The sequence below is a fragment of the Saccharothrix sabaoui genome (assembly GCF_051756985.1).
Classification (GTDB): domain Bacteria; phylum Actinomycetota; class Actinomycetes; order Mycobacteriales; family Pseudonocardiaceae; genus Actinosynnema.
The window spans coordinates 82889-107253 of the sequence record NZ_JBPKJK010000008.1; the positions used below are offsets into that span (position 1 = coordinate 82889).

Sequence of the window (24365 nt, forward strand, 5' to 3'; positions counted from 1 at the left end):
GGAGCAGCCCTTGTCCGCGATCACCCGGTTCGGCCGCGGCCGTCGCAGGTCAGGTGGTCCTGGTGGTGGGTCCGCCGCGGGAGCGGCCGATGGCGCGATCACCTGGCTCGCCGTGCCCGCCGCACGCCCCGACCACCCCTGTGCGGGATGCGGTGGTGGTCGTGCGGCGGGCTCTGGCGACCTCGCGGTCGAGTTCGTCGATCGCCTCGGCGATGACGCGGACCTTCGTCACGAGTGCGGTGAGGGTGCCGTCGCGCGACCGGCGCCGGAACCGGTCGTGGACCGTCTTCCGCGGCCCGTGGCGTTCGGGCAGGTCTCATCGGTTGCTCGTGTCTGCGTACCACGACCCAAGGTCGAAGCGAACGGGTCTGGGGTCGACCCGTCCTGACGGACGGGGTGAGGATCAGGATGTCCGTCAAGACGGGTCAAGCCCCATCTACTTCCTGTTGGCGATGTGCCTGTTCCCGGAGGTCGGCTACCGGCTGGTCTGGCAGAAGCTGATCGGAGGACTGGCCGGTCTCGCGGTGGCCGAGCCGTCGGCGAAAGCCTTGCGGGATCTGCGTCGCAGACTCGGCGGCGCGCCGATGCGCCGCCTGTTCAAGGTGCTGTCCGGGCCGCTGGCCCAACCTTGCACGCCCGGTGTCCGGTTCGGGACCTACCGCATGGTCTCCTTCGACGGCTGCAGCTCGATCAGGGTCCCCGACACCGCCCGTAACCGGGCCTGGCTCGATTCCCCGGGCAACGGCGGCTACCCCCTGGTGGAGCTGATGACACTGGTCGAGACCGGCACGAGAGCGCTGATCGGCGCGGTGTTCGGCCCCACCCGCGAGGGCGAGACCGACTACGCCAGACGCCTGCCGCACCTTCTCACCCCGGACATGGTGGTGTTGTGGGCCAAGGGTTTCGACAGCAACGCCTTCCTCGCCGACGTGCACGCCACCGGCGCGAAGATCCTGGGACGGCTGCGCGACAACCGGCGCATCCCCGTCCTGGCCCGTCTCGTCGACGGCTCCTACCTGTCCACGATCGGCGCCGTGCGGGTGCGGGTCGTCGACGCGCGGATCACCGTGACCATGGCAGGCGGGACCACGTTCACCGGCACCTATCGGCTGGTCACGACCCTGACCGACGCCCGCCGCTACCCGGCCGCCGTCCTGGTCGCCCTCTACCACCAGCGGTGGGAACACGAATCGGCGTACTACGCCCTGCGCCACACGATCACCGGCGGACGCGTCCTGCGCTCGGGCGACCCGGCCGGGCTCGAGCAGGAGATGTGGTCCCTGCTCACGCTCCACCAACTCCTGCGCACCGTCATGGTCGACGCCGCTGAGTCCCGGCCCGGCACCGACCCGGACCGCTGCGGGTTCACCATCGCCTTGCACGCCGCCCGCGACCAGGTCGTCCAGGCAGCCGGCATCGTCTCCGACGACACCGGACACGCCGGGGTCATCGCGCGTCGGGTCCTGGCCGCGCTCCTCCCGTCCCGACGGCCACGGGTGAGCACCCGCAGCCCGCGCTGCCCACCGCTTCCCGGGACGACCGCAACATCACCCCCGCCGAGCGTCGCAGGCACCGGATTCTGATCCTGCTGCAGGAAGATCCCACCCGTCTCTGGCGACCCCGCGACATCGCGCTCCACTTCGGCGACACCACCCTCGACACCATGTACAGACAGCTCTCCCGATGGGCCGACAGCCGATTCATCCACAAGATCGACCCCGGTCTCTATGCCGCCACGACCTGGTCGCCGACTTCCTTGCAGGAGAACGGAAATCCTTAACTACCCGGCATTGGGTGAAGTCCCAAGTCCCGTGTTCCAGATCGAACCGAAGCAGGAACGTCTGCCACAACCGATCCATCCGGGCCGCGGTGGGTGTGGCTTCCCGACCGGTCGTCGAGCACCAGAGCCACAACGGTTTCGGTGTCGCCGTACCGGGCAGGTGCTCGATGTCCAGCCGGATCACAGCGACTTCCACGACCGGTGACAACCGACCCGGCGGAGGGTGTGCGGACCTGCCGAAGGGGGTTCACCTCGGCAGCGGCCGGACGTCGGCGGTCACTCCCGCACGGACGGGCGATCACCGGCCTCTTCCATGCGCTGACCGCGGAGCGCGCGAAGCGCGTCGAGTGCGACCGCGGTGAGAACGCCGCGGCCGACACCGGCGCGGCCGAGCAACTCCATCCCCCGGGTGACGGCGACGAAGTAGAGCGCCAGCGACTGCACGTTCACGTCCTCCGCGAGATCCCCGTTCTCCCGAGCGTGTTCCAGGCATCGGGCGTAGATCCCGGCGAGCTGTTCGATGCCGGCCTTCGTGGCCGTCGAGAGCGGATCCTCCTCACCGGTCGATTCGACCAGCGCACGCGTGGTGAGCGAGACCCGCCGATCACTGCTGCTGAACTCGATCGCCATCGTGAGCAGGTGACCCCGAATTCGTTCTAGTGGCGAAGCGCCATCGTGCCCGAGCGCTTCCGAGACGGCGCGCGTCGCCTCCTCCCGATCCTCGGAGAGCGCCCGGAAGAACAACTCCCGCTTCCCGCCGAACGCGTTGTACAGGCTCTGCTTCCCCAGGCCGGTCGCCCGCACCAGGTCATCCAGTGTCGCAGCGGCGAGGCCGCGCACGGCGAACACCTCGCTGGCGTTGCTGATGACATCACTCTCGCGGAACTTGCGGGGACGAGGCACGTGAGCCAGCTTACGTTATTGACCATATGGTCAAAAACTTGCTAGCTTGACTGGGCGCGCATCGGAAAGACCACGTCGGAGGCGTCGTCGCCCTGGCGGACAGCGTCGTCACCCGACCCCGGGCCGCCCGCGAGCCCCTGGGCCCGCGCCGCCGCCCGGGCGGCGGCGACTTGTTCCCTACAGCGATGCGAAGAATCACAGGAGAGTAGAAGTGAAGAGCAACGAAGAGATCGTCCGCGAGGCGTACCGACTGGCGGAAGGGAACGTCCTCGACGGAGCCGGTTTTCACGCCTTGTTCACCGAGGACGGGACGTTCAACGACGTGCCGAATTCCCAGACCTTCCGCGGGGACCAGATCCCTCAGGCGTTGACGGGCCTCGCCGGCATTTTTCCCGACATCCACCGCGAACTGCTCGAAGTCCGCGCGCTCGGCGATGTCGTTGCCGTCGAACTGCGGATCCAGGGAACGCACCTCGGCGGGTTCCCGACCCCGATCGGCGACATCCGCCCGACCGGTAGGCGCATCGACATGCCGGCGGCGGACCTCTGGTACCTCCGTGAGGGGAAGATCGCTAGGTTCAACTGCTACAACGCGACGAGCGTGATGCTCGCCCAGATCGGAGCCGCCCCCGACTTCAAGTCGGCGATCGAGGCCGCCGAGACGGCTGCCACAGGGGTGTAGCCCCCGACCGGGAGGCGCCGGCGCGTCGGCTGTCCAGAACCCCCGCGCCGCGGAGCGGGCGGAAGGGATCGCACGACCTCGACCGATGCCGTCGTGCCAGTCGGTACGCCGGAAACACCGCTTGGACTTCCGGAGCGGTTTCGACGAGAACCGGTGCCCGGCAGGAGACCGGCGATGCCCTCGTCAGCCACGGCCACCACTGAGATGCCTCCATGACCAAGTCGTTTCCAACCGGGTGGTGCGGGCCGCAAGCGTAACGAAGCTCCTGGTGGACGACTTCCTACCAAGGGCGAGGCCATCGCCGGAAGCTTCGTTTGCTTGTCCACCATCAGAGGGGACGCGGGCGTAGCGCTTGACCGTGTTGAGCGACACGCCCAGGCGTCGCGCGCATTCCAACAGCTCGACGCCCTGGTCCAGCAGGCCGTGGACCGCGTGGTGACAACACGGTCCGGGCCACCACCTGGGCCCGCCCCGCACCGCGTCGTTCGACATCGGTCAGAAGTGCGTTCACGTGAAAACTTGCGTCGACACCAACGTCGCCATCGGCGGGGACGACGTTCTCGGCTTCATCGGAACCCCGTCGGTACCTTCACCGCCCGCTCGGCGCCACCTGCGGGGCCGGACATGGTCGGGGTACGGCCGTGCTGACCTGCGGATTCAACGATTCGCACGGCACTGGCAGCGGCGGCGACGGCGGCGGCTTCGGTTGGGAGGATGGCCACTCCGGCTGCCGCCGCCGAAAGCCACCTGCCCGGTTGCCCGGCCCGGTGGACGAACTGATCCGGCACTGCGCGGGCCTGCCACTGGCGCTGGGCATCGTCGCCGCCCGGGCGGAGGACCACCCGGTGGAGGAGTTGGTCGAGGAGCTGCGCGCCGCGCCGCTGGACGCGCTGGACCTCGGCGAGCGCGCCGCAGATCTGCGCACGGTGCTGGCCGGTACCTGCGGCGCGCTGAGTCCGGACGACCGCGAGGCGCTCACCGCGTTGGCGGACCGGCCAGGCGAAGTCAGGGGAACCGCCGCCACGAGGTACCGGTGTCACGTCCGGGCGCGGGCGGTACGTACAGGCGTTGATCACGCGGCGGATGGTTGAAGCGGCTGTGTGGTGGCCGGGTTCGAGCAGCTCGCCTCGGCGGAGTGCCGCGCCGAGGCGTCGGTACCGGCGGGGCGGGTTACAGAGCGGGCAGGAGGGTGGCCTGGTCGGTGGTGGTCCACTCCAGCATCAGCAGGGTGGCGTCGTCCTGGAGCTGTCCGCCCTGGTGGTCGAGCACGGCGCGCACGACGCGGCGCAGTGTCTCCGGGGCGGGCAGGCCGGCTGCCTCGTGGCGTTCGGTGAGGTCCACGAGCCGGTCCAGGCCGAACTGTTGGCCTCGCGGGTTGCGGGCTTCGACCACGCCGTCGCTGTAGAACAGCACCCGGTCGCCGGGTTCGAGCTGCTCGCGCAGCACGACGGGCTTGGTGGTGTTCATCTCGCCCAGGCCCAGCGGGGTGCGGCCGGGGGCGTCGAGCAGCCGCACCACCCGTCCGTCGCGCAGCACCGCGGGCGGCGGGTGCCCGGCGTTGAGGTAGTGCAGTTCGCCGCTGTCGAGTTCCAGGTGCGCCAGGAAGGCCGTGGCGTAGGAGTACGAGTCGGACGGGCGGTGCGCGGCGATGGTGTCGTCGGCCAGCTCGGCGGCGCCGACCAGGTCCGCGCCCGCGCGGCGGGCGTTGCGGGTCGCGGCCAGGGCGATCGAGGTGGTCAGGCCGGCGTGCAGGTCGTGGCCCATCGCGTCGAAGATCGCCACGTAGGCGCGGCCCTCGTCCACGGCGTAGTCGTAGCCGTCGCCGCCGACCTGGTCGTAGGGCTCCATCGCCGCGGCGATGACCACCTGTTCGCAGGCGAACACCTTCGGCGGCAGCAGCTGCCACAGCAGCTCGGAGGCCACCGACAACGGGCGGGTGCGCCGGACGCGGTGGAACAGGTCGCTGTAGAGCTGCTTGCTCAGCACCAGGTGCGCGACCTGCCCGGCCAGCGCCCAGCAGCGTTCGCGCAGTACGCGGTCGTGCGGATCGGCACCCGCGGGCAGGTCGATCCGCAGCACGCCGAGGCGCTCGGTGCCGTCGAGCACCGGCACCCACAGGTGCGCCGCCCCGTCCTCGGCCGTCGAGGCCGCGATCTCCAGCTTCGCGAACGCCCGCCCCGCCAGCGTCGCCTCGATCGACATCGACGTCCCGCCCCGCGGCCGGACCGGGCGCAGGTCCCGCTGCCCCAGGTCGACCAGGTACAGCTCCGCCGACATCCCGACCGACGCGGTCGCCTCGTCCAGGATGCCCGGCAGGCCGCCCGCGGTCGCCAGGTGCGACCGGTTGACGATCTGCGCGAACACCGCCTGCCAGCTGCGAGCGTCATCGAACACGGGTGAAGGGTAGGCGACGGCCAGGCGGGTTTCGCCGTCCGAGCCGGTGAGGGCGGGTGGCGGTCCGATCGCCCGATCGGACCGGACGCGGGTCAGCAAGGCGGCCACCAGACCCACTGCTGCGCACCCGCTGAGCACGCCGAGTGCTGCGATCCATTGACCTCCTGCGACGTAGGTACCGACGATCACCGTGATGACGGCGTTGAAAAGATTGGTGCTGGCCGAAATCCAGTTGTCGGCCTCGTTGCGGGAATCGACGGCAATCTTCTTGTCCACCAGTAGAAAGGTGTTGATGAAGATCGGCGCGACCAACAGGCCCGACAGCAGCAGCGCCAGTAGCTACAGCGGACGGACCGCCGCCAGGAAGCACGACGGTATCGCGAACCCGAGCCCTGAGCGGGGCCGACGTGGTCTCCGCCGGACCACCCCCGCTCGCGCAGGGAAGACGAAGTCCGCAGGCGGGGCAGCCAAGGGTGTCTGGACCACCCCCGCTCGCGCGGGGAAGACTCACGCTCGCCGCGGGCGAACGCGGTGCGCCCGGGACCACCCCCGCTCGCGCGGGAAGACAGGTTGAGGGCCGCGCCGGACACGGCGAGCCGGGGACCACCCCCGCTCGCGCGGGGAAGACGGTGTTCGCGGTGAGGGTGACGGCGTGGGCGCCGGACCACCCCCGCTCGCGCGGGGAAGACTGCCCGGCGCGGTTACCGCGGACGGACTGTCCAGGACCACCCCCGCTCGCGCGGGGAAGACACCGGGCGCAGCCAGTGCCTGTCGATCAGCTCCGGACCACCCCCGCTCGCGCGGGGAAGACCTGCCCGGTGGCGGCTACTACGGGCACACCAACGGACCACCCCCGCTCGCGCGGGGAAGACACGTTGGGCGTACCGTCCTCGTCGTCGCCGCTGGGACCACCCCCGCTCGCGCGGGGAAGACGGGTGCCATCACGGCCACGTCCTCGGGTCGATGGGACCACCCCCGCTCGCGCGGGGAAGACCCCCTCCCCGCCCTGGTGGTTTCCCGGGAGGAAGGACCACCCCCGCTCGCGCGGGGAAGACACTTCATGACCAGCGACTTTACAGGCCATGGTGTCCTTTTTTATTCGGTTCGTTCCAGTGTCGAATATCGGTGGTCGGGTGATGCGGCTGACGTCGGTCCTCTCGCGTCGTTCCCTGCGAAGTCAGCATGTTGAGGCGACGGACCGGCGATACGGTGTTCCGGCGGGTGATCGCCGATCCCGCTTTCGACAGTAACCTGCGCGGTCCACCCCCACTCCGACCCCGCGCCCACCCCACGGCAGCTCGGTCCCGACCGGCGGGGTTCGTCGGCCGCGTTGATCAGTTGGCCGCACTTGACCACGCCCTCACCGAGATTCCTCCGCGGATGACGGCAGCCGAGGACCGGTGGTAGGGCGGTAATCTCCGCGATTGGCGGGACCTGCGGGATTGGCAAGACCTGACTGGCCCAGACTTGGGCTCACCTCAACCTCTGTTCCCGTCCAACCCCGCCGATCGCCACCTCTGACGACGGCGCCCGCGATGCCCTGCAAGGCGACACGATCGCCAGTCGGCCATCGCCACCCCGTCTCCACTTCACGCAGCAGGACGCCTGGCGATGCCGCGCAGTTCGGCAAGCGTGATTTCCACCCGCCACCTGGACACACCGGTTGCCCTCGCCAGGGCGATAACACCGGGAGGCCGCCGTCCGGTCCCGCCGGCCTGCTCAAGCAAGTCGCGGAACTTGTCGCGAAGCTCCTTCCGTCCACGGTTCACAAGCGAGTCGCAGTCCCGGTCCGCCGCGAGGCTCGGCACCATGCGCTCACCCACGGTGACCTCCTCCTGGGGATCGGTCCCACCACGGAGGAGCGTGGGGTGCACGCGGCGGTGGGTGTGGACGGGCCGGTCACACCGCCGGCCGTGGTGGGAGGAATCCCGCATCCACGTGTTGGACCTGGTGCCAGAGCTGTTCGCCGTCGTCGCGGAACTCGCCGGTGGGCCGCAGCCCCACCCGCCGCGCGACGCCCTCGCTCGCCGCGTGCCCCGGCGCCACGTGCGCCAGCACCTCCCGCACCCCGCGCTCCCGCAGCCACGCCAGCACCCCGCCCACGGCCTCGGTCGCGTACCCGCGCCGCTGGAACGGCACGCCCACCACCCACGCCAGTTCGGCGGCCGGCCCGGCCCCGGTGGACCACGTGGTCGCCTGCACGGTGCCCACCGCCTCCCCGCCGGCCAGCACCACCCAGTTCAGCCACCCCTCCCGACCGTCGTCGGACACCGGCCGCTCCCACCGCCGGTACCGGCGCTCCAGGTCGGCCACGTCGGGCGGGTCGCCGCCGGTCACCTCGTACAGCGCGGGGTCGGCCAGCACCGCGGCCATCGCCGCGGCGTGCGCCGCGCGCACCGGTTCGAGGCGCAGGCGCGCCGTGCGCACCTCCGCGTCACCGGGCCACCCGCCGGGCACGACGGGGGTCACCGCGGGGCCGTCGACGTGTCGTCACGAATACGCACGGTCACCATGCTCCTCCCGGTCACCACCCACCGGGCGGGCGCGGCGTCGCTCATCATGTGGATCTCCCCGGTACCGGGCAAGATGCCGGGGTGCCGGAGAGTCGACCACGGGCCGAGCTGCTGTTCCCCGGCGGCAGCGAGATGGCGGGGCGGATGCGCGCCCACCCCTGGCCGGGGGGCGCGGGACCCGACACGTGGCCGGCGACCCTGCGCACCGCCGTGCGCATCTGCCTGACCTCGCGGTTCCCGATGATCGTCTGGTGGGGCGAGGAGCTCACGTTCCTCTACAACGACGCCTACCTCCCGCTGCTCGGCGGCAAGCACCCCGCCCTGGGCAAGCCGGGGGAGCGGGTGTGGAGCGAGATCTGGCCCACCATCGGACCGATGCTGCGGTCCGTCATGGACTCCGGCGAGGCCACCTGGTCCGAGGACCTCCTGCTGCCGATGGCGCGCCACGGCTACTGGGAGGAGACCTACTGGACCTACTCCTACAGCCCCCTGCACGACGACGACGGCGTGGTGCGCGGCGTGTTCACCGCCGTCAGCGAGACCACCGAGCGGGTCGTCGGCGAACGGCGGCTCGCCGTGCTCCAGGACCTCGGCGCGCTGGCCGGCGGGGCGCGCGGCGCCGTCGAGGCGTGCGAGCTGGTGGCGCGGGTGCTGGAGCGGTCGAGCCGCGACGTGCCGTTCGCCGCGATCCACCTCGCGACCGGCGACGACCGCGAGGACGAGCCGGTGGCCACGACCCCCGCCGGGGCGCGGGTCGACCAGCCGTGGCCGGTCCGCGAGGTGCTGCGCACCGGCCGGCCGGTCGTGCTGCGCGACCTGGCGGGCGAGGTGCCGGCCGGCGACTGGCGGACCCGGCCCACCGAGGCCGTCGTGCTGCCGCTGCCCGGTGACGCGGGCGGCGCGCCGGTCGGCGCGATCGTGCTGGCGGCGGGGGCCGCGCGGGCGCTGGACGAGGCGTACGAGTCGTTCCTCCAGCTCGTGGCCCGGCAGACCGCGTCCCTGGTCAACGGCGCGCTCGCCTACGAGGCCCAGCAGCGGCGGGCCGAGGAGCTGGCCGAGCTGGACCGCGCCAAGACCGCGTTCTTCTCCAACATCAGCCACGAGTTCCGCACCCCCCTCACCCTGATCATGGGGCCGGTGGCGGAGCTGCGCGACCGGCTGCCCGCCGACGACCCGGCCCGCGAGGAGCTGGAGGCCGTGCACCGCAACGGGCTGCGGCTGGGCAAGCTCGTCAACACCCTGCTCGACTTCTCCCGCATCGAGGCCGGTCGGCTCCGGGCCCGCTACGAGCCGCTCGACCTGGCCGCGTTCACCACCGAGCTGGCCGCCGTTTTCCGCTCCGCCGTGGAGCGCGCGGGCCTGGCCTTCGAGGTGGACTGCCCACCCCTGGACCGGCCGGTGCACGTGGACCGCGAGCTGTGGGAGAAGGTGGTGCTGAACCTGCTCAGCAACGCCCTCAAGTTCACGTTCGACGGCTCGGTGCGGGTCGTGCTGCGCCAGGACGGCGACCACGCCGTGCTGACCGTCGCCGACACCGGGGTGGGCGTGCCCGAGGCGGAGGTGCCGCGGCTGTTCGAGCGCTTCCACCGCGTCGGCAACACCCGCGCCCGCTCCCACGAGGGCAGCGGCATCGGCCTCGCGCTGGTCCGCGAGCTGGTCGGCCTGCACGGCGGGGTGGTCACCGCGACCAGCACCGAGGGGCGGGGCACGGCGTTCACCGTCCGCCTGCCGTTCGGCTCCGCGCACCTGCCCGCCGACGACGTCGTGCACCTCGCCGGTCCCGTCACCGTGTCGGCCGCCGCCGAGCCGTTCGTGCGGGAGGCCCTGCGCCTGCTGCCCGCCGACGACGCCGCGGCCGAGGTGGACGGCCCGCTGCCGCGGCACGTCCCGGCGGCGGGCGACGAGGGACCCGCCCGCGTCCTGGTCGCCGACGACAACGCCGACATGCGCGACTACCTGCGGCGACTCCTCGCGCCCGGCTACCGCGTCACCACCGCCGTCGACGGCCGGGCGGCGCTGGACGCGGCGCGCGCGTCCCCGCCGGACCTGGTGGTCAGCGACGTGATGATGCCCCGGCTGGACGGGCTGGAGCTGGTCGCCGCGCTGCGCGCCGACCCGCGCACGGCCGGCGTGCCGGTGCTCCTGCTGTCCGCGCGCGCCGGGCAGGAGGCGTCCATCGAGGGCCTGGACGCAGGCGCGGACGACTACCTCGTCAAGCCGTTCTCGGCGGCCGAGCTGCTGGCCCGCGTGCGGACCACCGTGCGGCTGGCGCGGCTGCGCAACCGCCACGCGGCGTGGCGCTCGGCGCTGATCGACTCGTTGCAGGAGGGCTTCTTCGTCTGCGACGAGCACGGCGCGGTCGTCGAGGTCAACGCCGCGTTCACCGACATCCTCGGCTACGGCCCCGAGGGGCTGCCGTACGCGCCGCGCCACCCGTGGTGGTTGGCGCCCGGCGCGGAGCCCGAGGCGCTGGCCCGCGCCGACCGGGCCGTCTCCCGGATGCTGGAGGAGGGCCGGGGGGCCGCGACCATCCCGGTGACCCACCGCGACGGCCACCGGCTGTGGGTGGCCGCCGCGTTCAGCCGGGTCAAGGACCCGGACACCGGCCGGCAGGTGATCGTCGGCACGTTCCGCGACGTCACCGCCCAGCACTACGCCGTGCAGCGCGACCTGGCGCTGGCGGCGCTCAGCGTGCGCCTGTCGCGGGCGGACAGCCTGGGCGAGGCGGTCCGGGGCGCGGTGGACGAGCTGCGGTCGCTGTGGGACGCCCGGCGCGTCCTGGCCGTCGCGGTGGCCGCCGACCCGCCCGAGGTGGTGGCCTCCGACGGCCCCGCCCGCTGGGAGGACCTGCCCGCCGCGCTGCGCGACGCCACCCTCGCCCTGGGCGCCGGACCCGCGCTGACCACCCGCGTCGACGGCACGGGCGCGGCCGGCATCGCGCTGGACCACCCGCGCGGCGCGCTCGTGCTGTGGATCGACCTGGGCGAGCACCGGCCGTGCTCCGCCGAGGACCGGACCCTGCTGGCGCTGCTGGCCGGCCACCTCGGGCAGGGCCTGCACCGGGTGCACCAGATGGACCAGCAGCGCGAGACGGCGCTGGCCCTCCAGCGGGCGATCCTCGGCCCGTCGCACCTGCCCGACGGCTTCGCGGTGCGCTACGAGCCCGCGACGCGCCCGCTGAAGGTCGGCGGCGACTGGTACGACACGATCGGGCTGCCCGACGGGCGGATCGGCATCGTCGTCGGCGACTGCGTGGGCCACGGGCTGGAGGCGGCCACCGTGATGGGGCAGCTGCGCAGCGCGTGCCGGGCGCTGCTGCTGCGCGACCCGTCGCCGGCCCAGGCGCTCGGCGCGCTGGACCGGTTCGCCGCGACGCTGCCGGGCGCCCTGTCCACGACCGTGTTCTGCGCGGTGCTCGACCCGGCCACGGGCGAACTGGTGCACTCGGCGGCCGGCCACCCGCCCGGCGTGCTCGTGCACCACGACGGCACCACCCGCCTCCTCGACGGCGGCCGGTCCATCCCGCTGGCCGTGCGCCCCGACCGGGCGCGCACCGAGGCGCGGACCGCCGTCCCCGGGCGCTCGACCCTCGTGCTCTACACCGACGGCCTGGTGGAGCGCCGCCGCCGCGCGCTGGACGACGGCATCGCCGACGTGGGCGCCGTCGTGCGGGACGGCCGGGCCGCCTCGGTGGACGCCCTCGCCACCCGCCTGATGACCGACCTCGCCCCGCCCGGCGGGTTCGAGGACGACGTGGCCCTGCTCGTCTACCGGCACCCCGCGCCGCTGACCGTGGACTTCGCCGCCCACACCGCGCAGCTCGCCCCCGTCCGGCACGCCCTGCGCGCCTGGCTGCGCAGCTGCGAGCTGACCGAGGACCAGGAGCACACCGTGCTGCTCGCCGCCGGCGAGGCGTGCGCGAACGCCGTGGAGCACGCCTACCGGGGCGGCGCGGACGGCACGGTCCGGCTGCGGGTGTCCCTCGACGGTGACGAGCTGCGCCTCACCGTGGCGGACGGCGGCCGGTGGAGGGCGCCGCGGGTGAACACCTACCGGGGACGGGGTATCCCGCTCATCCGGGCGTTGATGCGGGACGTCGCCGTCCACCACGGTGCCGCCGGCACCACCGTCGAGATGCACACGAGGATCACATGACCGATCTGACCGTGACCCACTCCCGAGGGGTCGACGGCTCGCCGACGCTGACCGCGACCGGCGAGATCGACCTGTCCAACGTCGCCGAGTTCGCCGACGCGCTGACCGAGGGGCTCACCGCGGGCACACCGCTGACGGTCGACCTGACCGGGGTCGACTACCTCGACAGCGCGGCCCTCAACGCCCTGTTCGCGCACGCGGAGGACATCCGCCTCATCGCCGGCCGCCTGCTGCTGCCGGTCCTGCGCATCTGCGGGCTGACCGAGCTGACCACCGTCGTGCAGCGCTGAAGCCGTTCACCCGACGGCGACCCGCAGCCCGCGCAGCTCGTAGCCCGCGATGTCCTCCTTGAACGACACGGTCGGCGTGCCGAGCGCGCGGACGCCGTCGACCGAGAGCAGGCGGTGCAGGAAGACGTCCGCCTCCAGCACCGCGATGTGCGAGCCGGGGCACCGGTGCGGACCGTCGCCGAAGGTCAGGCCGGTCGGCGCGCCGCCGCCGGACACGGCCCGGCCCGGGCGCAGGGTCAACGGCGCGTCGCCCACCGCCGCCGGGTCGACGTTGGCGGTGTCGAGGTGGACGTGCACCAGCGCGTCCTCGGGCACGGTCGTGCCGCCCACGGTGACCGGGGCCGTGGTGCGGCGGCGCACGTGGCCGATCACCGGCTCCAGGCGCAGCACCTCGTGCAGCACGGCGAGGCGGCCGGGTTCGTCGGCGGCCAGGTACCCCGCGCGCAGCGCGTCGTCGGTGAACAGGTGCCAGGCCGCCACGACGATGAACTCGCGGGTGGTGACCATGCCCGCCGCGGCGAAGGTCAGGCACTCGCCGAGGACGTCGCCGGTCGAGCAGCCCTCGTCGAGCAGGTGGGACACCAGGTCGTCGCGCCGGGCGGCGCGGCGGGCGCGCACCGCCGGGAGCACGTCGGCGAAGTACACCGCGAGCCAGCCGACGGTCTGCCGGGTGATCGTGCGCAGGCCGGCCAGGCTGGTGAACCCGGGCCGGCCGAACTTCTCCGGGAAGAACCGCTCCAGCCGGGCCTGGATGCCCGGCCTGCTCTCGGTGAGGCCGAGGACCGCCGAGGTGACGTCGATCGCCACCCGGAAGGCCAGGTCGGCGAGGTCGAGGACGCCCTCGGCGCGCAGTCGCGCGACCTGCTCGTCCGCGACCCGCTCCATGATCGGCCGGTAGGTCTCGTCGACCCGGCGGGGCGTGAAGAACCGCGCGGTCTGCCTGCGGTCCTCGCGGTGCTCCGGGCCGTCGCGGTAGAGCACGGGGCGACGGATGTGCGACGGCATCTTCTCGACGGTCTCGATCCCCAGCCCCGCCTGCACGGTGCCGCCCGCGCGCAGGAACGCGCGGCCCTCCTCGTAGCCGGTGATGCGCCAGACCCCGTCGGGGTCGAGCCGGACGGGGCAGCCGACCACCGGCTCGCCGCGGTCGACCTTGCGCGCCGCCTCCTGGGTCACGGGTCCTCCCCCCGAACGGGAACACCGACGAGCCTAGGGGGCGTCCCGGCCCGGCCACAGACGCCGATGGGGCGTCGTGCGGCCGTCAGGCCGTCAGGAGGAGAGCGGCTCCTGGAACAGCAGGGCGGGCGCGGCGCCCGCCCGGCGGGGCGCGGCGGGCGCGGGCAGCGAGATCTCCACGACGGCGTCGTCGTCCGCGACCTCGTCCTGGACGGGGGCGGGCGCCGGCGCGGGCGCGGCGGCGGGCACGGCCAGCTGCTGCTGCACCTGGTTCACCCACAGCAGCCACATGGCCTCGTCGCGGTGACCGCGGTACTCGGCCTTGAGGCCCGCCAGCGACCCGCGCACGCGCGCGGCGAGCACGGCGTTCTCGCGCACCGCGACCCAGATGGCCCGCGCGCCGGCGTCGCGCGTCTGCACGAGGTGCCTCACCTCGTCTGTCAGGTCGGCAGCGGACAGGCCCGACCACGCCGCTGCGATCTTCTGTGCCTTGGTCACCCCGTCATCCTCTCCGACCGGGTGGTCCGGACAACGCATTGACGAGGTGTAATCAACATCTCGTTTTCACCGGAACGAGGTCGGCGAACGGCCTGACCGGCACAGATCGTGACCGCCGCGGCACGGGCGGCTCACTGCTCGACGTGCTGCGTCACCGTTCCGCGCACGAAGTACCGCTGCGCCACGAGGAACAGCAGGACCATCGGCACGGTCGCGATCGTGCTCGCCGCCAGCACCAGCTCCCACTGCTCCTCACCGCCCTCGCCGAAGCGGTCCAGCACGGCCTTCAGGCCGCGCGGCACCGTGTACAGCTCGGTCTCGCGCAGGTAGATCAGCGGCTTGACCAGGTCGGTCCACGCGGCCTTCAGCTCGAACACGAACACCACGACCAGACCGGGCCTGGCCAGCGGCAGGGCCATGCCGGTGAACAGCCGCCACGCGCCCGCGCCGTCGACCTTGGCCGCGTCGAACACCTCGCGCGGCAGGCCGAGGAAGAACTGGCGCAGCAGGAAGATGTAGAACGCCGAGCCGAACAGGTTCTGCGCCCACAGCGGGACCTGGGTGGTGGCCAGGCCGAGCGCGTGCCACTCCAGGTACACCGGCACCATGGTGACCGCGCCGGGCAGCATCATCGTCGCCAGCACGACGCCGAACAGCGCGTCGCGGCCGGGGAAGCGGAACATCGCGAAGCCGAACGCGACGAGCGCGCTCGCCACCGTGGCCGACGCGGCGGCGGCCAGTCCGATCGCGACGCTGTTGCCGATCCACGTCGTCAGCGGCACCGCCTGCCACACCTCGACGTAGTTCCGCGGCGAGAACGGCCGGGGCAGCAGCGCGTTGTCGAACACGTGCGCCCGGTCCTTCAGCGACGCGCTGACCAGCCACCAGAACGGGTAGCCGAACGCCAGCGTGACGACCAGCAGCCCCGAGACGACCCCTGCGCGCTTCACGGGCGCTCACCCTCGTTGTGGACGTACCGCCTCGACACCCGCACCTGCACGAACGTCACCACCGCGATCACGACGAACAGGAACCAGGCCAGCGCGGAGGCGTAGCCCATCCGCAGCGACCCGAACGCCTCCTGGAACAGGTGGATGACGTAGAACAGCGCCGCGTCGCCCTCGGCGGACTGCTTGGCCCGCGCGCCGAAGTACATCGCGTACGCCTCGGTGAACACCTGGAGCGAGGCGATCGTGTTCACCACCACCGTGAAGTAGACCGTGCCGCTGATGCCGGGCAGCGTCACGTGCCAGAACTGCCGCCACGGCGACGCGCCGTCCAGGCGGGCCGCCTCGTAGCGCTCCAGGGGAACGCGGGTCAGCGCGGCGAGGTAGAGCACCGCCGTGCTGCCGACCGTCCACAGGCTCATCACCACCAGGCCGGGCTTGATCCACGCGGGGTCGGTCGTCCAGTTCGGCCCGGTGAACCCGAACCAGGACAGGAACTCGTTGACCGCGCCGTTCTGCCCGTTGAGCAGCAGCAGGAACAGCGCGGCCAGCGCCACCGGGGGCGTCATCACCGGCAGGTACACGATCGTGCGGAAGAAACCCGCCGACCGCCCCGCCCGGCGCAGCAGCGACGCGAGGCCCAGGGCGAGCGCGACCTGCGCGGGCACGTGCAGGGCGGTGAAGAACACCGTGTTCCACAGCGCCGTGCCGACCCGTTCGTCGGCGACCGCCTCGCGGTAGTTCTCCAACCCGACGTAGGTGGGCGGCTTGAGCATGTCGTAGTGCGTCAGCGACAGCCAGAGGCTGTAGAGCATCGGCCCCGCGGTGAACGCCAGGAACCCGATCACCCAGGGCAGCAGGAACAGCCACCCGGCCCGCGCCTCGCGCGCGGTCACCGTCCTCGCGGCCACCGCGTCACCTCCCGCCCGCGCGCCGGAGGGCGCGTTCGGCTTCCCGCTGCGCCTGGGCCATCGCCTCGCCGGGCTCCTGGCCGCCGGTGAGCACCCGGTTCACCGCGCCCTCCCAGGCGCGCACCAGCTCGCTCGCCGCCGGGCTCGGCGGCATCGCGAACGCCGCGTCCTGCAACGCCAGGACGGCGGGCACGCCCCGTTCGAGGATGCGGTTGCCCTTCGGGTCGAACACCTCGCCGAAGATCCGCTCGTCGGCCTCGCGGTTGGCGGTGAACGTGCCGCCGTAGGGCTTGCCCGCCTTCGCCAGGGCGTCCCGGCGGGCGGTCGCCGCGGTCACCCACGTGTCGGTCGCCGTCATCGTGGCGATGAAGCGGCACGCCGCGTCCGGGTGCCGCGACCCCTTGGGGATCGCCCACGCCTGCCCTCCCAGCTCGGTCACCGGGCGGCCCTCCCGGTCGGTGAACGGCGCGACGCCGACGTCCGCCTCGGGCGAGTTCGCGGCGAGCGTGCTGAGGTACCAGGAGTCCATCGGCATCGCGGCGAGCTGACCGGTCGCGTACTGGTTCGCCGCGCCGAACTGGTCGAAGGTGTCGCGGAACGCCTTGAACGACGCCCAGCCGCCCTGCCGCTCGACCAGGTCGGCGGCGAACCGGACCGCCTCCACCACGCGCGGGTCGTCCAGCCGCACGTCGAGGCCGTCGTCGCCGACGAGCCGCGCACCGTTGGCGGCGGCCCACATCGGCAGGAACTCGGGCACCTTCGGGTCGAAACCGATGCGCTGGAGCCTGTTCCCGTCGCGGCGCGCGAGCCGGTCGGTCAGCGCGGTCAGCGCGCCCCAGTCCGTCGTGGACACCGAGGCGGGGTCCACGCCGGCCTCGCGCAGCACGGTGTTGTTGAGCATCAGCAGGCGGACGCCCGCGAAGTCGGGCAGCCCGTGGACCTGCCCCCGGTAGGTGACCTGGCGGACCGCCGCCTCGCGGAACCGGCCCACGTCCACGCCCTGCTCCCGGACGCAGTCCTCCAGGCTCTGCACCGCGCCGCGCGCCGCGTACCCGCCGAGCTTGCGGCGTTCGGCGTAGACCAGGTCGGGCGGCTCGCCGGCGGCCACCGCGGACAGGAACTGCTGCTCGTCGAACGCGCCCTCGACGATCCTCAGGTCCACCCCGGGGTTGGCCTCGCGGAACACGGCCACGCGCGCCGTCGCGTGCTCGTCGGGCAGCCCGAAGCCCATGGTGACCAGGGCGTTGGGCGCGTCGCCCGGGGAGGCGCCCACCCCGCCGCACCCGGCGGCCACCAGGCCCAGGACCGCGGTGAGGATGACCAGGTGTCCGCGCACGACCGCCCCCTTGAGGTCGAGAACCACGCGATCCGGTTGCCCTTTTCCACGACCGGTACACAAAGTTCGCTCGGACGGCCCAATCCGATGATCATCGGGTCACCCGATCGTGGGGCGTAGTCGCAGGTCAGCGCGGGAAAACAGGCACGGTGGAACTCCTGGGCATCGACCCCGCACGCGTGACCAAGGGCCTGCTCGGGTGGGCGCTGACCCCGTTGGAGCAGGTGACGCGGCGGGAGCGGCGCAACGTGTGGTCGTGCCCCGGGCGGCTGCACATCGAGGCGCACGGCGTGCGCGGCCCGCGCGGGCAGCGGGTGGCGCGCCGGGTCGAACGCGCCCTCGAAGAGCACCCCGGCGTCCGCTGGGCCCGGGTCAACGCGCCGTCCGCGCGCGTGGTCGTGGCGGTGGCCGACCCGCCGCCCGCCACCGCCGAACTGGTCGCGCTCGTCCAGCGGGCCGAGGCCGAACCCGCCACCGAGGACGAGCGCCTGGTCGAGGACGAGCTGCACCACCCGGCCGACGGCCTCAAGGGCACCCGGCTGCTGTCCGCGCTGGCCGCCGACGCCGCGGGACTCGCCCTCGCCGCCGTCGCCAAGGTCGCGCCGTGGGCACCGCTGCCCGCCGAGCTGACCGCCCTGACCTCGGCGATCGACCTGCACCCCGACCTGCGCGACCTGGTCGCGGACCGCCTCCAGGGGCGTGAGCGCGCGGACACGGCGAGGTCGGTGGTCGCCGCGCTCGTGCACGGCCTGGCGTCGCGCAGCGAGGGCACCCTCCTCGACGTGGCGCAGCGCGTGCAGCAGTGGCGCGAGGTCCGCGCGCACGAACGGGCGTGGTGCGCCGCCGAGGCGGACCTGATCAAGGGGCCCGAGGACGCCGAGGCCGAACCGGTCGTCGCGGAGCGGCCGGCGCCGTTCCCGGAGGGGCCGGTCGAGCGGTACGCGCGCCGGGCGATCGCCGCCGGCGTCGCGGCGGGGGCGGCGGCCGTGCCGTTCACGGGCCCGCGCCGGGCGGCGGCCCTGGCGGTGGCGAGCCTGCCCAAGGCCCCGTCGGTGGGGCGTGCCGCGTTCGCCGCCGGCCTGGGCCGCGTGCTGGCCCGCCGGGGAGCCCTGGTGATGGACCGCTCCGTGCTGCGCCGGCTGGCCGGGGTCGACGTGCTGCTGCTCGACGACGCGGCCCTCGGCTCGGGCCGCTCCACCCTCACCGACCTGATCCCCATCTCCACCCCCGAGCAGCCCACCGCGGACCCCGCCGGTGCCGCTGCCGCCGCTGACATCACCACCGCCGCCGACCCCACCACTTACCCCGCCGCCACCCATCCCGCCGCCGCTTACTTCGCGACCGCCGCCGACGCTGCCGTCAGCCGGGCCGCCGTCGGTCCTGCGACCGCCGCCGATGCGGCCGGCTCTGCGATCGCCGCCGGTCCGGCCGACCTCGCGACCGCCGCCGGTGCAGCCGGCCGCGCCGCCGACTCCGCCCCCGACGCGGACGACGAGACCTCCGCCCTTGCCGCCGATGCGGCGCCCGACCTTGCCGCCGCCGAGGCACCCGGCCCTGCCGCTGGCACGGCACTCGACCTCGCCCCCGACGCGGCACCCGGCCCTGCCGCCGCCGAGGCATCCACCCCCACCACCGGCGAACTCGCCGAGCGGGCGTTCGCGCTGTTCGACCCGACCGACCCCGCGGCGGTGCGGCGTGACGGCGACTGGGCACTCGGCCCGCTCGACCGGCTCGGCGTGACCGGCCACGACGCCGAGCGGCGCGCGCTCGCCGGGCACGCCGCCGTGCTCGGCCTGGTCGAGGGCACCGCCCTGCGCGCCCTGCTGGGGGTCGACGCCGAGTGCACCCCCGCCGTCGACGCGCTCGCCGCCGCCGCCCGGGACGCCGGGCTGCGCGTCGTGGTCGCCACCGACCGGGACCGCTGCCCGGTCCGGTTCGCCGACGACGTGGTGCCGTCCGGGCACGGCCTGGTGGGCGCGGTGCGCGGGCTCCAGGCCGACGGGCACGTGGTCCTCGTCGTGTCCGACGACCGCCGGGCCCTCGGGTCGGCGGACTGCGGCGTCGGCGTGCACCGGAACGGTTCGCCGCCGCCGTGGGGCGCGCACGTCGTGGTCCGCGACCCCGACGTGGCCGTCCTGCTGGTCGAGGCGGTGCCCGCCGCGCGCCGGGTCGACCGCGACGGGCTCCTGCTGGCGAAGGCGGCCACCGGCATCGGCGCGGTCGGCGCGCTCGGCAGCCGGGAGGGCGTGCCCGCCCAGCGCGCCTCGCGGGCCGTCGACGGCGCGTCCGCGCTGGCGTTCGCGGACGGCGTGTGGCGGGCACGCGCGCTGGAGGGGCGGGACGTCCCGTGCATGCCGGGCACCGAGCCGTGGCACCTGATGCCGGTGTCCGCGGTCCTGGAGCGGGTCGGGTCGCGGCCCGGCGGGCTCACCGGGCGGGAGGCGCAGCGCAGGCTGCGCACGTCCTCCGGCACGGGGTCGGTCGGCACGAGCCTCGGCGCCGCGTTCCTCGCCGAGCTGGCCAACCCGCTCACACCCGTGCTGGCGGGTGGCGCGGCGCTCTCCGCGGCCGTGGGGTCACCGGTCGACGCGGCGCTCGTGGCGGGCGTCGTCGGGGTGTCCGCGCTGATCGGCGGCGTGCAGCAGGTCGTGACGGACCGCGCGCTGGCCGGTCTGCTCGCGCGGTCGGCGGTGCGGGCGACGGTGGTGCGCGACGGCCGGGACCAGGAGCTGACCTCGGACGACCTCGTGGTGGGCGACGTGGTGCGGCTGGTCGCCGGCGACGTGGTGCCCGCCGACTGCCGGCTGCTGGGGGGCGACGGCGTGGAGGCCGACGAGTCGTCCGTGACCGGCGAGTCCCTCCCGGTGCCCAAGGGCGTCGCGCCGGTGGTGGCGGCCGACCTCGCCGACCGCTCGTCGATGCTCTACGAGGGCACCACGGTCGCCGCCGGCGAGGCCCTGGCCGTCGTCGTGGCCACCGGCGACGCCACCGAGGTCGGCCGCGGCATGGCGGCGGCACGACGGGCCAGGCCGACCACCGGGGTCGAGGCGCGGCTGGCCGAGCTGACCCGCCGCACCATGCCGGTCGCGCTCGGGTCGGCCGCCGCGGTGACCGGGCTGGGCCTGCTGCGCGGCGTGCCGCTGCGGCAGAGCATGGGCGCGGCGGTGAACCTCGCCGTCGCCTCGGTGCCCGAGGGCCTGCCGTTCCTGGTCAACGCCGCCCAACTGGCCGCCGCGCGCAGGCTCGCCGAGCACGGCGCGCTGGTCCGCAACCCGCGCACCATCGAGGCGCTGGGGCGGGTGGACGTGCTGTGCTTCGACAAGACCGGCACGCTGACCGAGGGCAGGCTCGCCGTCGGCCTCGTCGACGACGGCCGCCGCACCGCCGCCCCCGGCGTCCTGGACGACGGGTTGCGCGAGGTGCTGGCCGCCGCCGTGCGCGCCACGCCGTGCGCCGACGACCCGGCCGACCTCGCCCACCAGACCGACCGGGCCGTGCTGGAGGGCGCGCGCTCGGTCCGGGTGGGACCGGGGGAGGGGTGGGTGCCGGTCGACGCGCTGCCGTTCGAACCGTCGCGCGGGTACCACGCGGTGCTCGGCGCGTCCGGGGTGCTGAGCGCGAAGGGCGCGCCCGAGGTCGTCCTGCCGCGCTGCGACCTCGACGCCCGCACCCGCAGGCGGCTCGACGCCCGCGTGCACCGGCTCGCCGCGCGCGGCCACCGCGTGCTCGCCGTCGCCGAGCGCACCGGGTTCCGGCGCGACCGCGTCACCGACGACGACGTGCGCGGGCTGCGGCTGGTCGGATTCGTCGCGCTCGCCGACCCGGTCCGCGAGGGCGCGCCGCCCGCCGCGGCGGCCCTGCGCGCGGCGGGCGTGCGGATCGTCATGATCACCGGCGACCACCCGGCGACCGGCGAGGCCATCGCGACCGAGGTCAACGGCGACGGCCCGGTCACCGTCGTCACCGGCGCGCAGGTCGACGCCCTCGACGACGAGTCGCTGGACGCGCTGCTGGACACCGCCGACGTCGTCGCCCGCTGCACGCCCGCGCAGAAGGTCCGCATCATCGAGGGGTACCAGCGGCTGGGCCGCGTGGTCGCGATGACCGGTGACGGCGCGAACGACGCCCCCGCGATCCGGCTGGCCGACGTGGGCATCGCCCTGGGCGGTCGCGGCACCCCGGCCGCCCGCGCCGCGGCCGACCTGGTCGTCACCGACGACCGGTTGGAGACGATCGTGGCCGCCCTGGTCGAGGGCCGCGCGATGTGGGCGTCGGTGCGGGAGGCGCTGGCGATCCTGCTGGGCGGCAACCTCGGCGAGATCGCGTTCAGCGTGCTCGGGTCGGCGCTGACCGGCCGCTCGCCGCTGACCGCCCGGCAGCTGCTGCTGGTCAACCTGCTGACCGACCTGGCGCCCGCCATGGCCATCGCGCTGAGCAGGCCGGACGGCGAGTCGGTGCCGGAGCTGCTGCGCGAGGGGCCGACGTCGTCGCTGGGGTCGGCGCTGACCCGGGACGTGACCGCGCGGGCGGTGACGACGACCCTCGGCGCGACCGCCGCGTGGGCGGCGGCGAGGGTCACCGGCCGGGCGCGCCGGGCGAGCACCGTGGCGCTGGTGGCGCTCGTCGGCACCCAGCTGGGCCAGACCCTGCTGACCGGCGGCGCGGACCGCGCGGTGCTGGCCGCGAGCCTGGGATCGGCCGCCGCGCTGGCCGGGGTGGTCCAGACGCCGGGCGTGAGCGGTTTCTTCGGCTGCACCCCGCTGGGGCCGGTCGGCTGGACCATCGCCCTGTCCAGCGCCGCCGCCGCCAACCTCGCCGGTCTCGCCCTGACGCCGCTGCTGCGCGGGGACCCCACCGCCGACCAGTAGCACCGCGCGGGTGCTGCGGCGACGTCGGGACCGGCCGGGTCAGGGCAGTGACGAGGGCAGGCCGAGCAGCGCGAAGTGCTCGGCCCCGATGAACGACACCACCTCGGCGACCCGGTCGCCGCGCAGCCCGAGCACGGTGACCGCCCACGCCTCGTGGGGCCCGGCCGATCCCGGCCGCCGCAGGTAGCAGCCCACCGCGGGCTGCCCGTTCGCGCTCGTCGGCAGGTGCCGCCACGAACCGCACCCCGTCATCGGGACCCGCACCACGAAGTCCATCACCGCGTCCACGCCCCGGTACCAGTGCGGCAGCGGCGGCATCGACCAGGTGACGTCCTCGGTGAGCAGCGCGACCATCGCGTCCGCGTCACCGCGCTCCAGCGCCGCGCAGAACCCGGCCACGACCTCGCGCAGCCGCACGTCGCCGACGCGGTGCAGCGACCGCTGCCCGCCCACCGAGGGCGCCTTCTCGGCCACCACCCGGCGGGCGCGGGCCAGCGCCGAGTTCACCGACGTCGTGGTCGTGCCCAGGGTCTCGGCGATCTCGGCCGCCGAGAACCCCAGCACGTCGAACAGCAGCAGCGCCGCCCGCTGGTTGCCCGGCAGGTGCTGGAGCGCCGCCACGAACGCCAGCTCCACGGCCTCGCGCCGGGCGACCGCGCCGTCCGGCCCGACCACGTCCGGGTAGGGGCCGAGCCACGCCACGTCCGTGCGCGGCGCGTCGTCCGGCCGGGCGCGCTCGCTCGACGGGCCGAGGTCGACGGGCAGCGCGCGCCGCGCCCGGCTCGCCACCGCGTCCAGGCAGGCGTGGGTGGCGACGGTGTAGAGCCACCCGCGCAGCGAACCGCGCCCCTCGAACCGGGCGAAGCCGCGCCACGCGCGCAGCAGCGCGTCCTGGAGGGCGTCGTCGGCGTCGTGGGCGGAGCCGAGCACCCGGTAGCAGTGCGCGTGCAGCTCCCGCCGCAGCGGTTGCACCAGACGGGTGAACGCGGCGGTGTCGCCGGCCCGCGCGCGGTCCACGTCGGGGTCCTCCGGGACGGGTGCCGGAAAAACTTCGCTCACGACCGACGATTCTGCCCGACGGCGGGAGTCCAGTACCCCGAACGCCCAACACCGACCCCGCCACCAGGAGGAACCCGATGACCGCCACCACCGGCACCCTGCGCGTCCCGGACGCGTCCCTGCACTACGAGCTGCGCGGCACGGGGCCGCTCGTCGTGCTCGTCGGCGCGCCGATGGACGCACGCCCGTTCGAACAGCTGGCCGACCTGCTGGCCACCGACCACACCGTGCTCACCACCGACCCGCGCGGCATCAACCGCAGCCCGGTGGACGACCGGGAGCGCGACTCGACGCCGGAACTGCGCGCCGACGACCTCGCCCGGCTGATCGAGCACGTCGACGCCGGCCCCGCCGCCGTGCTGGGCTCCAGCGGCGGCGCGGTCAGCGCCCTGGCCCTCGTGCAGGCCCGCCCCGACCTCGTGCGCACCGCCGTCGCGCACGAACCGCCGCTGAGCGGGCTGCTGGACGACCGCGCCGAGCTGCGGGCGCGCACCGAGGACATCGCGGCCACCCACCTCGGCGGCGACCACGTGGGCGCGTTCCGCAAGTTCCTCGCGCTCGCGGCGATCGACCTGCCCGAGGAGGTCGTGCAGCACATGGCCGGCGGCGAGCGGTCGCCGCAGGACGTCGCCGACGCCGACTACCAGCACTCGGCCATGCTCGTGCCCACCGCGTTCTGGGCGCCCGACCTGGACGTGCTGCGCGCCTCGCCGTCCCGGGTGGTGGTCGGCATCGGCGAGGAGTCGGCGGGCCAGCTGTGCGACCGCACGTCCAGGGCGCTGGCCGCCGCGATCGGCGTGGAACCGACCGCGTTCCCCGGCGACCACGTCGGGTTCGCCGGGGAGCCGGAGCG

At 74.2% G+C, this 24365-nt stretch carries 18 protein-coding genes and 1 CRISPR repeat array; of the genes, 7 read left to right on the plus strand and 11 right to left on the minus strand.

Features of this window, described 5'->3' with window-relative positions; genetic code table 11:
- Positions 1-49 precede the first annotated feature (49 nt).
- Positions 50-232, minus strand: a complete 183-nt coding sequence (locus ACR807_RS04385; protein WP_438919886.1) for a hypothetical protein — start codon at positions 230-232, stop codon at positions 50-52.
- Between ACR807_RS04385 and ACR807_RS04390 the strand changes: the two genes are divergently transcribed.
- The gene (locus tag ACR807_RS04390) at positions 213-1583 is read left to right on the plus strand and encodes a transposase domain-containing protein (RefSeq protein WP_438919887.1); all 1371 of its coding nucleotides are present in this window, start codon (positions 213-215) and stop codon (positions 1581-1583) included. The two genes, ACR807_RS04385 and ACR807_RS04390, sit on opposite strands and share 20 nt — an antisense overlap.
- Before the next feature lie 473 nt (positions 1584-2056).
- Here ACR807_RS04390 and ACR807_RS04395 read toward each other — a convergent pair whose 3' ends face one another.
- A complete protein-coding gene (locus ACR807_RS04395) occupies positions 2057-2683 on the minus strand; it encodes a TetR/AcrR family transcriptional regulator (protein ID WP_438919888.1) in 627 nt (208 codons plus the stop codon).
- A 211-nt stretch (positions 2684-2894) separates the two neighbouring features.
- Here ACR807_RS04395 and ACR807_RS04400 point away from each other — a divergent pair, with 211 nt between their 5' ends.
- Positions 2895-3365 (plus strand): ester cyclase, encoded by a 471-nt coding sequence (locus tag ACR807_RS04400; RefSeq protein ID WP_438919889.1) that lies wholly within the window; start codon positions 2895-2897, stop codon positions 3363-3365.
- Between the two features lie 641 nt (positions 3366-4006).
- Positions 4007-4456, plus strand: a complete 450-nt coding sequence (locus ACR807_RS04405) for a hypothetical protein (RefSeq protein ID WP_438919890.1) — start codon at positions 4007-4009, stop codon at positions 4454-4456.
- A 79-nt stretch (positions 4457-4535) separates the two neighbouring features.
- Here the strand turns inward: ACR807_RS04405 and ACR807_RS04410 are convergent, their stop codons facing one another.
- From ACR807_RS04410 to ACR807_RS04420, 3 genes are all read right to left on the minus strand, one after another.
- Positions 4536-5759 (minus strand): PP2C family protein-serine/threonine phosphatase, encoded by a 1224-nt coding sequence (locus ACR807_RS04410; RefSeq protein ID WP_438919891.1) that lies wholly within the window; start codon positions 5757-5759, stop codon positions 4536-4538.
- 419 nt (positions 5760-6178) lie between these two features.
- Positions 6179-6814: direct repeats of the CRISPR family, unit length 28 nt; unit sequence GGACCACCCCCGCTCGCGCGGGGAAGAC.
- A gap of 534 nt (positions 6815-7348) precedes the next feature.
- Positions 7349-7582, minus strand: a complete 234-nt coding sequence (locus ACR807_RS04415; protein WP_438919892.1) for a hypothetical protein — start codon at positions 7580-7582, stop codon at positions 7349-7351.
- Positions 7583-7658: 76 nt separating this feature from the next.
- On the minus strand, positions 7659-8228 hold the full coding sequence (locus tag ACR807_RS04420) for a GNAT family N-acetyltransferase (RefSeq protein WP_438919893.1): 570 nt from the start codon (positions 8226-8228) through the stop codon (positions 7659-7661).
- A 125-nt stretch (positions 8229-8353) separates the two neighbouring features.
- Between ACR807_RS04420 and ACR807_RS04425 the strand changes: the two genes are divergently transcribed.
- Complete coding sequence (locus tag ACR807_RS04425; RefSeq protein ID WP_438919894.1) at positions 8354-12427, plus strand: SpoIIE family protein phosphatase; 4074 nt, start codon at positions 8354-8356, stop codon at positions 12425-12427.
- Positions 12424-12717 (plus strand): STAS domain-containing protein, encoded by a 294-nt coding sequence (locus ACR807_RS04430; protein WP_438919895.1) that lies wholly within the window; start codon positions 12424-12426, stop codon positions 12715-12717. The genes ACR807_RS04425 and ACR807_RS04430 overlap by 4 nt, the downstream gene beginning before the upstream one ends.
- A 6-nt stretch (positions 12718-12723) precedes the next feature.
- Here ACR807_RS04430 and ACR807_RS04435 read toward each other — a convergent pair whose 3' ends face one another.
- The 5 genes from ACR807_RS04435 to ACR807_RS04455 all read right to left on the minus strand — a co-directional run bounded on the left by ACR807_RS04435 (position 12724) and on the right by ACR807_RS04455 (position 17585).
- Positions 12724-13893, minus strand: coding sequence for a cytochrome P450 (locus ACR807_RS04435; protein WP_438919896.1), 1170 nt, complete (start codon positions 13891-13893; stop codon positions 12724-12726).
- A 93-nt stretch (positions 13894-13986) separates the two neighbouring features.
- Positions 13987-14391 (minus strand): hypothetical protein, encoded by a 405-nt coding sequence (locus tag ACR807_RS04440; RefSeq protein WP_438919897.1) that lies wholly within the window; start codon positions 14389-14391, stop codon positions 13987-13989.
- Positions 14392-14522: 131 nt separating this feature from the next.
- Positions 14523-15341: a carbohydrate ABC transporter permease gene (locus ACR807_RS04445; RefSeq protein WP_438919898.1), complete on the minus strand. Its 819-nt coding sequence runs from the start codon at positions 15339-15341 to the stop codon at positions 14523-14525.
- Positions 15338-16249: a carbohydrate ABC transporter permease gene (locus ACR807_RS04450; RefSeq protein WP_438919899.1), complete on the minus strand. Its 912-nt coding sequence runs from the start codon at positions 16247-16249 to the stop codon at positions 15338-15340. Before ACR807_RS04450 ends, ACR807_RS04445 begins: the two co-directional genes overlap by 4 nt.
- Before the next feature lie 4 nt (positions 16250-16253).
- On the minus strand, positions 16254-17585 hold the full coding sequence (locus tag ACR807_RS04455) for an ABC transporter substrate-binding protein (protein WP_438919900.1): 1332 nt from the start codon (positions 17583-17585) through the stop codon (positions 16254-16256).
- A gap of 149 nt (positions 17586-17734) precedes the next feature.
- Between ACR807_RS04455 and ACR807_RS04460 the strand changes: the two genes are divergently transcribed.
- Positions 17735-22453: an HAD-IC family P-type ATPase gene (locus ACR807_RS04460; protein ID WP_438919901.1), complete on the plus strand. Its 4719-nt coding sequence runs from the start codon at positions 17735-17737 to the stop codon at positions 22451-22453.
- Between the two features lie 39 nt (positions 22454-22492).
- Here the strand turns inward: ACR807_RS04460 and ACR807_RS04465 are convergent, their stop codons facing one another.
- Positions 22493-23512 carry a sigma-70 family RNA polymerase sigma factor gene (locus ACR807_RS04465; protein ID WP_438919902.1) on the minus strand — a complete coding sequence of 340 codons (1020 nt, stop codon included), beginning with the start codon at positions 23510-23512 and terminating at the stop codon, positions 22493-22495.
- A 77-nt stretch (positions 23513-23589) separates the two neighbouring features.
- Between ACR807_RS04465 and ACR807_RS04470 the strand changes: the two genes are divergently transcribed.
- On the plus strand, positions 23590-24365 hold a 776-nt coding region (locus ACR807_RS04470; protein WP_438919903.1), incomplete at its 3' end, for an alpha/beta fold hydrolase.

Bases quoted from the DNA above. Each gene is read 5' to 3' on its own strand.
- ACR807_RS04390 (WP_438919887.1), top strand. From the start codon at position 213: ATGACGCGGACCTTCGTCACGAGTGCGGTGAGGGTGCCGTCGCGCGAC.
- ACR807_RS04430 (WP_438919895.1), top strand. From the start codon at position 12,424: ATGACCGATCTGACCGTGACCCACTCCCGAGGGGTCGACGGCTCGCCG.